This window comes from Rhodococcus sp. BP-241 (assembly GCF_019836145.1).
In the GTDB taxonomy this organism is placed as follows: Bacteria; Actinomycetota; Actinomycetes; order Mycobacteriales; family Mycobacteriaceae; genus Rhodococcoides.
This window is the reverse complement of sequence record NZ_JABUEI010000004.1, coordinates 393584-406335: the sequence shown is the minus strand read 5'-3', so window position 1 is coordinate 406335 and position 12752 is coordinate 393584. Positions and strand designations below refer to the sequence as shown.

Below are 12752 nucleotides of genomic sequence, written 5' to 3'. Positions count from 1 at the left end.
CGGAATCGGTGGACGTGGGGTGTGCGGGGGACATCAGACGTCGAGCGTGAGGTGGTCGGAGTCTGCCCGAGACACGCACGGCAGCATGTGTTCCTGCTGCTCGGTGGGACTCAGTCGAGTCTCGCGGTGCTCGGGCGTCCCCGCGAGAACACGCACCTTGCAGGTGCCGCAGAAGCCTTGGCGACAGGAGTACGCGACTGTCGGGTCCTCGTCCACGATGACGGACAGTGCAGACCTGTCGGCGGGAACTGTCAGCGTGCGACCGCTTCTCGCGAGAGTGACCGTGAACGGCCGACCGCCCACCACGGGTGGGGCCCCGAAACGTTCGAAGTGCAGAGCAGACGCGCCGCAGCCCGCGAACGACGTGCGCACGGTGTTCAGCATCGGCGTCGGTCCACAGCAGTACACCGCGCCGCCACGGGCGGCCGGACCCAGAAGGTCCGTGACAGTGGGCAGTCCGTCCTCGACGTCGGTGCGGACGGCGACACGCGGCGAATCCCAGCTCTCGATCTCGTCGAGAAAGGGCATGCTCTCGCGGGAGCGTCCGCAGTAGACGAAGGTCCAGTCCAGGCCGAGATCGCGAGCGGCGCGGACCATCGGCAGGATCGGGGTGATGCCGATGCCGCCGGCGACGAAGTGCACCGAGCGTTCCTGCGCGAACAGGAAGGCGTTGCGGGGACCGCGCACCGTCACCGTGTCGCCGGGGCGCAGGGCGTGCATCCGCTCCGAGACGGTGCCGATGCGTCGGACGGCGATGCGGTACCGCGTCGTGTCGTCGGGGTCGCCGCACAGCGAGTACTGCCGCCGGAGCGGTCCCGACGTCGCGTCGCCCTCCAGGTGCACATCGATGTGGCAGCCCGGCTGCCAGGCCGGCAGTGACGATCCGCCCGCATCGACGAGATCGATCTGCGCGACATCGCCGTCGCTGGTCACCGGCGTGACACTCGCGACCGTCAGTGTGGCCGCGGTGTCCGGGGGACGCAGGGCCACCCGAGGGTCGTAGGGGACACGCGACATCGCACCGAGGTAGTTGCCGACGACCAGGCCGATCAGGCCGAGGGCCCGGTCGCCACGAGGCCGTCCGCGGAGGTCGCGTGGTGCGTCGATCATCGCGACGCTGCCCGCGCCGCGGGCGAGGAGGCCAGATAGGCGACGGCCTGCGCCGTCGAGCCCTCCTGACTGGGGTGGTAGCTGCGACGGAAGTAGCGCGAGAGCCGCAGGCCGAGATCGACAGGCCCCGGCACGGTGCCCTTCTTCGCCGCGCGGCGCCAGGCGAGTGGCGTGGGACGGCGCCGGGACGCCGGTCCGTCGGCGAGAAGCGGATCGTTCTGCATGAGGAAGCGGGTTCCGCGGATCCACAGGTAGACCAGCAGCGGTGCCGCGAGTGCCTGGGTGCGAAGGCGTCGGACCTCGCGGCGATCGAAGTAGCGCATCGTCTCGTAGGCGACAGAGCGGTGCTCGACCTCCTCGGACCCGTGCCATCGCAGCAGGTCGAGCATGGTCGGGTGGATGTTGGCGCGGTCGAGCCCCTCGGCGTTCAGAACCCAGTCGCCGAGAAACGCGGTGATGTGCTCGATGGCCGCGATGATCGCCAGGCGCTCGACGAGGTAGTTCTTCTCGCGGCTGCTGGTGATGGGTCGAGGGCCGATGACCTTGCCGAAGACCCAGTTCATCTGGTCGGTGAACGGCGTCGGATCGAGTCCGCTGCGCTGCAGGTGCTCGAGGACACCGGAGTGCGCCGACGAGTGCATGGCCTCCTGGCCGATGAACCCGATGACGTCCTCGCGGAGCTTCTCGTCCTCGATGAACGGGAGCGCCTGGCGGAACGTCTCGACGAACCATTCCTCCCCGGCGGGGAGGAGCAGGTGCAGCACGTTGAGCGCGTGTGTGGAGAACGGCTCACCCGGGATCCAGTGCATCGGCAGGTCGTCCCAGTCGAAGTGCACGTCGCGCGCCTGCAGCACGAGATTGTCGGCATCGGCGGTCATGTCGGGTCCTTCCGGTGTGGCTTCGTTCACACAAATCTTAGTATGACAACTGGTAACAGTAAAGCACCTCGGGTAAGCGAGAACACATGTGACGTGACGCGAACGACCTTGCCGAGGTCACACGCTGCGCGGACCCTGGACAGAAGGTCGGACACGCAGGACACCCGCCGCCGTCACGGCGCACGGGGTCCGTGACGCAGGCAGGACACGAGACGATGGCGGACAATTCCAAGAGGGCGGAGCGCGGGACCGACGACACTCGGCGGCCCGTGGCGCGCACACCGCGCAATCCGCTCGTTCGAGGCGTCGACCGCGCGGAGGCTCGACTGCACCGTCTTCTCGTGACGCTGTTCCTGCTCGTCGTCCCGTTCGTCGCCGTGATGGGCGTCAGCCTCTACCACGATCAGCAGACCATGGCGGCCGACGCCGTGACGTCGTCCTCGTCGGTGCTCGCCACGACCACCGCGGACGCCGTGGCGCCGGTGGCGTCGGACGAATTCGCGGCGGTCACTCCCACCGTGTTGGCTCCCGCGACCTGGTCCTCCGACGGCGTGAAGCACGTCGGGTCGGTTCCTGTTGCGGCGCAGAGTCCGTCGGGCACCGAGGTGACCATCACCGTCGACGCGGACGGTCGTCGCATCGCACCCCCGCCCACCGGGGTCGACGTCGTGGTGGTCAGCATCTTCGGCGCTGCAGCACTTCTCGCGCTCGTGGCGATCGTGCTCGTGATCGTGCGCAGCGTCTTCGCCCGCGTCTACGACCGTCGTCGGGACCGGGAGTGGGACGACGCGATCGCGCGATTCCTGTCCTGACGGACGTGTGCAGACGGCTGTCGCTACCTCGTCAGAGCGTCGTGAATCGCGACGCCGAGTTCTGCTCTCGGTGAGTCCGGGAACGTGTGATGGGTGGCGCCGTCGAGGATTTGGGTACTGATCGACGGCCAGTTCTTCTGGATACGATCTCGCACCGCAGCACTGTCGTGAATCCGGCTGGACCCGGCGAGAACGACCGTCGTGGTCGCCTGGAGCGAGTGCAGCGCCGAAGAACTCGGCCGCCTCGGAACGATGGGCCGACGACGAGGGTGATGAGCTGTTCCGAGTTCGGCCAGTCGGGACAGGTCGGCGACGAGAACTGCGTCGCCCGTCTCCCACGCCGTGAATCGTCTCTGTCGCTCTTCCGACGGTCGCAGCAGGAGCGGTAACGCATGAGCCAGGTAGGCGGCGCGCATGCCGGCGAAGCACGAATTCGGATCGAGCAGGACGAGGCGGTCGACGTCGGCCGGCCGACGGAGAGCGAACGCCAGAGCGATCATCGCGCCGTACGAGTGAGCGAGAATCGACGGTCGCCGCAGTGCCGACCCGGCGAACACATCGTCCAACCACAGCATGAGGTCGTCGACGTTCCTCGCGGGTTCACCCGCCGGAACCGATCGCCCCACGTCACCGAGAATGTCCACCGCGACCACTCGGTGGCGACGACTCAGTTCGGTCGCCTGGCCGGTCCAGGCCATCGAGGTAGCCCCGGATCCGGGGAGCAGTACGACAGGGCGACCGTCGGTGGGACCGGCCGAGGTGACATGTGTGTCGCCGAATCGTGTCGGCACCATCGTCGTGGTCGTTCCCGCCGGCCACGTCCCGAGTACGCGGTCGTAGGCAGCAGCGAACTCCCGCCCCTCGGGCGATCGACGGAACGTCTGCGTCGCGTCTGTCATGCGGCACCCGGTTGCCTCGATGGTCGAGTAATACGATAAGTGACATACTGATGCCGTGGACGAAGTCGATGCAACCCCTCCGGTGGACACGGACGTCATGGACCTGGTGCACGGCCTGCGGGCGCTCGTCGTCGAGCTCGATCTGCTGGGTGCGGGATTCGCCGAGAAGCACCGCATGCACAGCACCGACGTGCGGGCATTGATCGTTCTTCTCGATGCTGCGCGTGCCGGTCGAACGGCTACTCCGTCCTGGCTGCGGACGCAGCTGGGAATCACCTCGGCGACCACGACGGCACTCGTCGACAGGCTCGAACTCGCCGGCCACGTCGAACGGCAGTCGGTCGTCGGTGACCGCCGCAAGGTGGCCCTGAGGGTCACCGACAAGGCGCAGCGACTGGGCACAGAGTTCTTCGGCCCGCTGATCCTCAGGGCGGCCACGCAACTCTCCGAGTTGTCGGACGACGACCGAGCAACCATCCGTCGGTATCAGTCCGCGATGCTGGCAGCCATCAGATCGACTGCGCCGGGCTCGTGAGAGCGGTGTGATCGCCGACTACTGGTTCTGCATCCGATTAGCCGCAGCGACAAGGGCTTTGGCGGTCGACTCTGTCGGATCCGAGCCCGTCCCCATGGCCCACACAGTGCGGTGATCCTGCTGTCCGCGGATGTAGGTGACGTATCCCGTCTCGGTGATCTGCTGGTGGAACGACAAGATCTCGAGGTTGACGCCGGCGTCGTAGAGCATCGACGTCATGGCCTCGGCGGGCCCGTGGCAGACGATCGACGAACTGCGGATGGTGTCGCCTATGGCGAGGGTGGCCGTGAACTCGAACCTGCCCGCACCCTTCGGCGCGCACTCTGCGGAACCGAGCCGGATGGGGCCCGAGGTGGGCGAGTAGGTGTGGACGAACTCCGCGAAGGACATGCCGTCAGCCTCCGCGCGCAACCCGTGCGGCAGAGCCGACGAGGCGTGAATGGCAGCGGAACTGTGCGAGAAGTGTTCGGTGAGGGAATGTGCGCTGGTGCTCATGTCGCTGGGGTCTTTCCGGTGAGAGGAAGGACCGACGGGCGCTCGTTCGACCCGCAGCGGGGGGTCGGTCCGAGATCAGACCCCGCTGCGGTGAACTACGAGAATGCGCGACATGGCCCCAGAGTAGCTGCGTCGCGGCGTCACAGGCAAGGGTCCGGTTCTCGATTGCTCTCTGTTCGGTTCTAGGACACGCGCTAGAGAAGGGCAGAGAACGCTACCGACGTTGCTACCGTCACGCCATGGACCCCGTTCGCAACCCGTACGCACCCGGCGCCGGCCAGCGGCCACCCGAGCTCGCCGGCAGGTCCAAGCAACTCGACGCGTTCGACGTGGTGCTCGAGCGCATCGCGCGCGGTCGGCCCGAACGCAGTGTCGTGCTCACCGGGTTGCGCGGCGTCGGCAAGACGGTGCTGCTGAACCACCTGCGATCGGCGGCGATCTCGCGGAAGTGGGGAACCGGGAAGATCGAGGCCCGCCCCGACCAGGACCTGCGGCGACCGCTGTCGTCGGCGCTGCACATGGCAGTGCGGGAGATCGCGGTGGCGCATCGCGATCCCGAACGCGTGGACCAGTTCCTCGGTGTGCTGAAGTCCTTCGCTCTTCGTGCGTCCGCAGACAAGGGCATGCGGGACAAGTGGCAGCCCGGCATCGACGCGCCCGCTCTCAAGGGGCGCGCGGACACCGGTGACATCGAGATCGACCTGGTCGAACTGCTGCTCGACGCCGCGTCGCTGGCTCGGGACGTCGGCGTCGGTATCGCCATCTTCATCGACGAGATGCAGGACCTCGCGGCGGAGGACATCTCCGCGATCTGCGGGGCGTGCCACGAACTGAGCCAGGATGCGGCTCCGCTGATCGTCGTCGGCGCCGGTCTTCCCCACCTGCCTGCGGTGCTGTCCGCGTCGAAGAGCTACTCCGAGCGCCTGTTCAGCTACCACCGCATCGACCGCCTGGACCGCGTTTCGGCGGACCGCGCCCTCATCGCACCGGCCGAGCGGGAGGACGTCGAGTACACGAGCGAGGCACTCGACGCGCTGTACGAGGCCGCGGACGGGTACCCCTACTTCGTTCAGGCGTACGGCAAGGCGACGTGGGATCTGGCCGCGGACAGCCCGATCACGGTCCACGACGTGCGGGTCGCAGCACCGACGGCCGAGGACGAGCTGGCCGTCGGGTTCTTCGGATCCCGTTACGAGAGAGCAACTCCCGCCGAACGCGAGTACATGCGAGCGATGGCCGACCTGTCCGGCGACGACGGTCCCGTCTCCACGTCGAAGATCGCCGTGGAACTCGGACGGAAACCTGCGTCGCTGTCCCCCGCACGCGACGGGTTGATCAAGAAGGGACTGATCTACTCCGCCGAGCGCGGGTCGATCGGCTTCACCGTCCCCCACTTCGGGCGGTACCTGAGGGCGCAGGCCGACTAGCGCCGACCTGCACGCTTTCGGTGTGTCGACACCCCTTGCAGCAGGCCGCTCGGGGTGTGGGTGGCTGGAAGGTGTGCGCCGGCTACTCGGCTGCGGGAACCCGCAGGATGAGGGCGTCGCCCTGTCCACCGCCACCGCACAGTGCTGCGGCGCCGACTCCGCCGCCGCGTCGCTGCAGCTCCAGTGCGAGGTGCAGGGCGATGCGGGCGCCGGACGCGCCGAGGGGGTGACCGATGGCGATGGCGCCGCCGTTGACGTTGACCTTCTCGGGGTCGATGCCCAGTTCGCGGGTGGAGACGATGCCGACGGCGGCGAACGCCTCGTTGATCTCGACGAGGTCGAGGTCGGTCGGGGCGATGCCCTCCTTGGCGCAGGCGGTGGTGATGGCGTTGGCGGGCTGGGACTGGAGCGAGGAGTCGGGTCCGGCGACGACGCCGTGGGCGCCGATCTCGGCGAGCCACGTCAGTCCGAGTTCCTCGGCCTTGGCGCGACTCATGACGACGACGGCGGCGGCGCCGTCGGAGATCTGGGACGCGGAGCCGGCGGTGATGGTGCCGTTCTTGTCGAACGACGGGCGGAGCTTGGCGAGGCTCTCGCTGGTGGTGTCGGCGCGGATGCCCTCGTCGCTGGTGACGACGACGGGATCACCCTTGCGCTGCGGGATGCTGACGGGAACGACCTCGTCGTCGAAGACGCCGTTCTTCCAGGCTGCGGCGGCGCGCTGGTGCGACGCGGCGGCGAAGGCGTCCTGCTCCTCGCGGGTGACGAAACGGGTGTCGGCGTTGCGGTCCTCGGTGAGGGCGCCCATGGCCTGGTCGGTGAAGATGTCGTACAGGCCGTCGTAGGCCATGTGGTCCTTCATCGTGACGTCGCCGTACTTGAATCCGCTGCGGCTCTTCTCGAGCATGTGCGGAGCGAGGGACATCGATTCCTGGCCGCCGGCGACGACGATGTCGAACTCTCCGGCGCGGATCATCTGGTCGGCGAGGGCGATGGCGTCGACACCGGACAGGCACACCTTGTTGATGGTCAGGGCAGGAACGCTGAGGGGGATGCCGCCGGCGTGGGCGGCCTGGCGTGCGGGAATCTGGCCTGCGCCGGCCGTGAGGACCTGGCCCATGATGACGTACTGGACCTGGTCACCGCTGATACCGGCCTTCTCGAGGGCGCCGGCGATGGCGACGCCGCCGAGGTCCGAGCCGGAGAGGGTCGACAGCGATCCGAGCAGACGGCCGATGGGAGTGCGGGCACCGGCCACGATGACGGACGTGGTGCCGGAAGGTGCGGTCATGCTGTTTCCTCACTGGTGGGGGCAGATGTGATGGTGGATGCGGCGGGGTCGATCCCCAGAGCGGTCAGAGCCATGGTGGACAAACGGTGTCGGAGCAGCGACGCGGGCACGCGGCCCATCGACTGCGGAGTGGAGTTGAGCAGACCGAACGCCGCGTGAGCCTGGACGCGAGCGTCGTCCTCGGAGCAGTCCGAGTCCAGTTCCCGCAGGGTGCGGACCCAGATCTCGACGTAGCGGCGCTGCAGCGAGCGCACCGAACGCTGGGCGTCGGTCGGCAGGTTCGCGAGATCGCGGAACTGGATCTCGATGAGGCGTGGCGAGGTCATGGCGAAGTCGAGGTGGAACGCGACCAGTTCGTGCAGCGTCGGCAGCGGTGCCGACCGTCGCGCCAGGACCTCTTCCCCACCGGCGTGGAGGTACTCGGAGATTCCCACCAGCAGTTCGACGAGGACGGCTTCCTTGTTCGGAAAGTGGCGATACACGGCGGGACCGCTGATCCCCACCGCGGCGCCGAGGTCCTCGAGTCGTAGACCGTGGTACCCGCGCTCCGCGACGAGGACGGCGGCGGCGTCGACCAGTGCGCTGCGGCGCTCGGCCTTCATCCGTGAACGTTCGGTGGACGCGGAGCCCGCCGCGATACGGTTCACCACCCGGGCCTCCCACCTGTCGTCGGTCGCGAGCAGCCAGTTTACCGTATTCGGTTAGTGACCATTCACTTGGTGACCGCGCTCTCTTCGCGGGATTTCCGCGATGCGCGCCCGTCGGCGGCGGTACATTCATTCCGTCCATGTCGGTCGGGGTCACGAGAGAGGCAGCATGGTCTCGATGTCCTCGCCGACCCGTTTTCTCGTGGTCGGTGCGCTCGCGATCGCCGTGTACGCGACGCTTCCGCCCGGCGTGGTGTCCAGCGTGCTGTACTGCGTCATCGCCGTGGGTGCGGTGGCGTCCATTCCTGTCGGCATCCGCGCACACCGCAAGGTGAGCACCCATTCGTGGTGGATCGTCGCGACGGCGCTGTCGTTCTGGGTCGTCGGCGACATCGCGATCGCGGTGATGGAGAACTCGGGCGGCGTCGTACCTCTCCCGTCGGTGGCGGACGCCGCCTACGTCCTGGGATACCTCCTCATCGTCGTGGCCCTGCTGTCGGTCCGCAGTTCGGGGACCCCGATGCTGAGTCCGGCGGACGGACTCGAAGCCGCGATCATGACCGCGGGGGTGGGTCTCGCGTCCTGGGTCGTGGTGTCCGGTCCCCGAGGCGAGCGCGTGCCCGACGCCGGAACGTGGCTCGGCATCTTCTACACCGAGATCGACGTCTTCCTGCTGGTACTGCTCGTCTTCGTCGTGTTGAAGCGACGCGCGGGCTCCACCACCCACTGGCTGCTGGGTGCGGCCACGGCACTGATGGTGGTCGCCGACTACACCTCGTACGTGGTGGTCGCGGACGGTCCCGCCGAGAGCACGATCCTCAACGTCTGCTGGCTAGCGTCCTACGTGCTCTTCGGTGCGGCGGCGTTGCGACACGACGAGCGTCCGCGTGTCAGCACCATCAGTCGTGCGCAGACGGGGATGGCTCGACTGATCCTGCTGACCTCGGCCGTGGCGATGACGCCGGTCGTCATGAGCATCGAACTGATGCGCGGCACTCCGGTCACTCGCTGGGGGCCCGCGGTGGTGATCGCCGCCTCGATCATCGTCGTCCTCGGCGCCGTGCGGTTGACCTCGTTCCTGACACTGCTGCAACGACAGTCGCGGGCACTGCGCCTTGCGGCCGACACCGATTCCGTCACGGGACTGGCGAACCGCGGCCGGCTCGGGCGCCGGCTGCACGAGATCCTCGGTCCGGAGGGCCGCGACGGAGTGGCCCTGGTGCTGGTGGATCTCAACCGGTTCTCCGACATCAACCAGACCTTCGGCTACGCGGTGGGAGATCAGGTGCTCACCGAGATCGGTCGCCGACTCGTCGACACGGTGGACTCGTCGGCGACGGTGGGACGTCTCGGGGGTGACGAGTTCGCCCTCGTCCTGCCGGGCCCCGTCGACAGGCACGACGCCGTGGCGGTCGCGATCGCTGCGCAACGCGCGGTCGGGGCCCCGCTCGAGGTGCGGGACATGAAGCTGACGCTGGAAAGCAGTGTGGCCGTGACACTGTCGACCGGCACGCCGCACCCACGATCCGAGGAGCTGGTGCAGCGGGCGTACGCCGCCGTGGTGGCCGCGAAGTCCCGGCAACCGCGACTGGCCGTCTACGACCACACGATGGACATCGACAGGATCGATCAGCTCCGGAGGATGGGCGAGTTGGAGGACGCCATCACGGGAGGTGAGCTCGAGGTGTTCTTCCAGCCCCGCCTCGACCTGCGCACCGGAGCCGTGTCGGGAATGGAAGCCCTTCTGCGGTGGCGACATCCGCGCGAGGGGCTGCTGCTGCCGGCCGCGTTCCTGCCGAGTGCGGAGCAGACCGGCATGCTCCCGGCCGTCACCTCGTTCGTCATCGACACGGCGATGGCCGCGTGCCGACGCTGGCGGCTGGCGGGACTGGACATCGACGTGGCCGTCAATCTCTCCGTCCGGGATCTCGTGGACTCCTCCCTGGCGTCCCGAGTGCGAACGGCTCTGGACGACCACGGCCTTCCCGGGCACGCCGTCGTCTTCGAGGTCACCGAGTCGTCCGCGATGACCGATCCCGAACGATCGATCGACACGCTCGAAGCGCTTCGCGCGCAGGGAGTCTCACTCTCCATCGACGACTTCGGCACGGGGTACAGCTCCTTGACGTACCTGGCGTCGCTTCCGGTGCAGCAGCTGAAGATGGACCGGTCCTTCGTCACCTCGCTCGCGTCGGACTCCGCCAACCTCGCGATCGTCCGATCCACCATCGCTCTCGCGCACAGCATGGGTCTGCACATCGTGGCCGAGGGCGTCGAGGACGAACACACCCTCGACGTGCTGCGCGGACTCGGATGCGACGCGGTGCAGGGCTTCCACATCGCGCGGCCGGTCCCCGCGGGCGACGTCGTGCGCACGGTGAAGGCCGTGAACTCTGCAGTGGGCGCCGCTCGTACTGCCGTGTGACCCAGCGCACCGGCGACGGCGGGTTCTTTGTAACCTGAGGCCCGAGTCGACTCGCACCACCCCTCGACCGTCGACCGGCGAAAGGACAGTCCGTGCGCGCAGTGCAGGTGACCACCCTCGAAGGCCCCGAAGCCCTCACCCTCACCGATCTCGACGAGCCCACCGGCGACGGCGTGGTGATCGACGTGCGTGCGGCCGGCGTGGCCTTCCCCGACGCACTGCTCAGTCGTGGGCTCTACCAGTACAAGCCGGACCTGCCGTTCGTGCCCGGAAGCGAGGTCGCCGGTGTCGTGCGGTCCGCGCCCGAGGGCTCGGGATTCGCGCCCGGTGACCGAGTGGCGGCGCTGACCGGATTCGGCGGCGGTATGGCCGAGGTGGCGGTGGCGACCCCCGACCTCGTCTTCGCGCTGCCCGACGCCGTCTCGTTCGAGGCCGGTGCGGGACTGCTCTTCAACGATCTGACGGTGCACTTCGCCCTCCGCGAGCGCGGACGTCTGGCCGAGGGCGAGACCGTCCTGGTCCACGGCGCCGGTGGCGGCATCGGGACATCGACGCTGCGACTCGCCCCGGTACTGGGAGCGTCACGCACCATCGCGGTGGTGAGCAGCGAGGCCAAGGCCGAGGTCGCTCGCGCCGCGGGCGCCACCGATGTGGTGATGCTGCAGGGCCCGAACGGCGAGGGCTGGAAGGACACGGTCAAGGAACTCACCGGTGGCCGCGGAGTCGACATCGTCATCGACCCCGTCGGCGGGGATCGCTTCACCGACAGCATCCGATCGCTGGCGCCTGCGGGTCGACTCGTGGTCATCGGCTTCACCGGTGGCGACATCCCGACGGTCAAGGTCAACCGACTGCTGCTGAGCAACGTCGAGGTCGTCGGCGCCGGATGGGGTGCGTGGTGGATGAGCCGGCCCGGTTACACGACGACGCAGTGGGCCGAGCTCGAGCCGCTGTTCGCCTCGGGCGCGCTGGTGGCGCCGGAGCCGGTGGTGTACCCGCTCGACAAGGCCGGCGAGGCCATCGCATCTCTCGAGAACCGGACCGCCACAGGCAAAGTCGTGGTGACGCTGCAGTGAGTGATGCCTATCGGGACGGTCTCGCGGTCCGCCGCGAGGTGATGGGCGATACCTTCGTCGCGGCCGCCCTCGAGAACAGCACGGGCACCGACTCGGAAGCGTTGCAACGCCACGTCACCGAGCACGTGTGGGACGCCGTGTGGAACAGGCCGGGCCTCGACCGACGGAGTCGGAGCCTGCTGAACATCGGCATGCTGATCGCCCTCCGGGCCGAGCAGGAGCTCGGCGGGCACATCCGGGGCGCACTCACCAACGGTCTGACCCGCGAGGAGATCGTGGAGTCCGTGGTCCACGCCAGTGGCTACTGCGGCGCGCCGGCGGCGCTCGCAGCGATGCGGGTGGTGCAGCGAGTACTCGACGAGGAGCTGGGTCCGCTCGAGTAAGGTCGGGACATGCGTATCGGTGCACACGTCCGCAACTCGGAGAACCCGCTCGGCGAGGCCGAGGATCTCGACGTCGACCTGGTGCAACTGTTCCTCACGGACCCGCAGAAGTGGAACAAGCCCGTTGTCGGTTCGGGGTTGGAGGCGGTCCGGGACAGTGCGGTCGACATCGTCGTCCACTCGTCCTACGTCATCAACGTCGCGAGCCTGAACAACCGCATCCGCATCCCGTCCCGCAAGGCCGTCGCGCAGCAGGCCGACGTGGCCGCAGAGATCGGTGCTCTCGGGTTGGTGGTCCACGGTGGACACGTTCGCGACGGGGAGGATCCCGCCGAGGGAGTGGCCAACTGGCGCAAGCTGTTCGAACGGCAGTCGGAATCCGGTGGATTCGCGGTTCCGATCTGGATCGAGAACACCGCCGGCGGCGACTTCGCGATGGCGCGGCGCTTCGACGCCATCGCTCGCCTCTGGGACGCCGTCGGAGAGTTCGGAGCAGGGTTCTGCCTCGACACGTGCCACGCCTGGGCCGGCGGCGAGGACCTCGTGGACGCCGTGGAGCGCGTCAAGGCGATCACCGGACGCATCGACCTGGTGCACCTGAACAACTCTCGCGACGAGTTCGATTCGGCTCGCGACCGTCACGCCAATCTCGAGAGCGGCGAGATCGAGGCCGAGGTGCTGGCCGCCGTCGCCGCCGCGGCGGACGCTCCGGTGATGCTGGAGACGCCCGCCGACGGCATGAAGGACGACGTCGCGTACCTCCGCTCGCTCTGA

Annotated in this window: 13 protein-coding genes; 7 read left to right on the top strand and 6 right to left on the bottom strand. The window is 68.3% G+C overall.

The features are described from left to right. Positions 1 to 33: 33 nt before the first annotated feature. Together HQ308_RS11125 and HQ308_RS11120 are read right to left on the bottom strand one after the other, a co-directional pair. Positions 34 to 1110, bottom strand: coding sequence for a PDR/VanB family oxidoreductase (locus HQ308_RS11125; RefSeq protein ID WP_222646408.1), 1077 nt, complete (start codon positions 1108 to 1110; stop codon positions 34 to 36). Further along, positions 1107 to 1988, bottom strand: a complete 882-nt coding sequence (locus tag HQ308_RS11120; protein ID WP_027506066.1) for a metal-dependent hydrolase — start codon at positions 1986 to 1988, stop codon at positions 1107 to 1109. The genes HQ308_RS11125 and HQ308_RS11120 overlap by 4 nt, the downstream gene beginning before the upstream one ends. A 215-nt stretch (positions 1989 to 2203) precedes the next feature. On the opposite strand from HQ308_RS11120, the gene HQ308_RS11115 reads away from it, so the two are divergent. Continuing rightward, positions 2204 to 2800, top strand: a complete 597-nt coding sequence (locus tag HQ308_RS11115; protein ID WP_222646407.1) for a hypothetical protein — start codon at positions 2204 to 2206, stop codon at positions 2798 to 2800. Between the two features lie 23 nt (positions 2801 to 2823). Here HQ308_RS11115 and HQ308_RS11110 read toward each other — a convergent pair whose 3' ends face one another. After that, positions 2824 to 3699 carry an alpha/beta fold hydrolase gene (locus tag HQ308_RS11110; RefSeq protein ID WP_222646406.1) on the bottom strand — a complete coding sequence of 292 codons (876 nt, stop codon included), beginning with the start codon at positions 3697 to 3699 and terminating at the stop codon, positions 2824 to 2826. 55 nt (positions 3700 to 3754) lie between these two features. On the opposite strand from HQ308_RS11110, the gene HQ308_RS11105 reads away from it, so the two are divergent. Beyond that, the gene (locus HQ308_RS11105; protein WP_308115753.1) at positions 3755 to 4234 is read left to right on the top strand and encodes a MarR family transcriptional regulator; all 480 of its coding nucleotides are present in this window, start codon (positions 3755 to 3757) and stop codon (positions 4232 to 4234) included. Between the two features lie 18 nt (positions 4235 to 4252). On the opposite strand, the gene HQ308_RS11100 is transcribed toward HQ308_RS11105, so the two are convergent. After that, positions 4253 to 4729, bottom strand: a complete 477-nt coding sequence (locus HQ308_RS11100) for an alpha-isopropylmalate synthase regulatory domain-containing protein (protein ID WP_222646405.1) — start codon at positions 4727 to 4729, stop codon at positions 4253 to 4255. Between the two features lie 239 nt (positions 4730 to 4968). On the opposite strand from HQ308_RS11100, the gene HQ308_RS11095 reads away from it, so the two are divergent. After that, the gene (locus HQ308_RS11095; protein WP_222646404.1) at positions 4969 to 6156 is read left to right on the top strand and encodes an AAA family ATPase; all 1188 of its coding nucleotides are present in this window, start codon (positions 4969 to 4971) and stop codon (positions 6154 to 6156) included. 82 nt (positions 6157 to 6238) lie between these two features. On the opposite strand, the gene HQ308_RS11090 is transcribed toward HQ308_RS11095, so the two are convergent. Beyond that, positions 6239 to 7447, bottom strand: coding sequence for an acetyl-CoA C-acetyltransferase (locus HQ308_RS11090; protein ID WP_027506072.1), 1209 nt, complete (start codon positions 7445 to 7447; stop codon positions 6239 to 6241). Continuing rightward, positions 7444 to 8049: a TetR/AcrR family transcriptional regulator gene (locus HQ308_RS11085; protein WP_051613430.1), complete on the bottom strand. Its 606-nt coding sequence runs from the start codon at positions 8047 to 8049 to the stop codon at positions 7444 to 7446. Before HQ308_RS11085 ends, HQ308_RS11090 begins: the two co-directional genes overlap by 4 nt. Before the next feature lie 223 nt (positions 8050 to 8272). Here HQ308_RS11085 and HQ308_RS11080 point away from each other — a divergent pair, with 223 nt between their 5' ends. From HQ308_RS11080 to HQ308_RS11065, 4 genes are all read left to right on the top strand, one after another. After that, positions 8273 to 10519 (top strand): bifunctional diguanylate cyclase/phosphodiesterase, encoded by a 2247-nt coding sequence (locus HQ308_RS11080; protein ID WP_222646403.1) that lies wholly within the window; start codon positions 8273 to 8275, stop codon positions 10517 to 10519. Positions 10520 to 10611: 92 nt separating this feature from the next. Beyond that, positions 10612 to 11595 (top strand): NADPH:quinone oxidoreductase family protein, encoded by a 984-nt coding sequence (locus HQ308_RS11075; RefSeq protein ID WP_027506074.1) that lies wholly within the window; start codon positions 10612 to 10614, stop codon positions 11593 to 11595. Positions 11596 to 11636: 41 nt separating this feature from the next. After that, positions 11637 to 11978, top strand: a complete 342-nt coding sequence (locus HQ308_RS11070; protein ID WP_051613431.1) for a carboxymuconolactone decarboxylase family protein — start codon at positions 11637 to 11639, stop codon at positions 11976 to 11978. 9 nt (positions 11979 to 11987) lie between these two features. Further along, a complete protein-coding gene (locus HQ308_RS11065) occupies positions 11988 to 12752 on the top strand; it encodes a deoxyribonuclease IV (RefSeq protein WP_222637904.1) in 765 nt (254 codons plus the stop codon).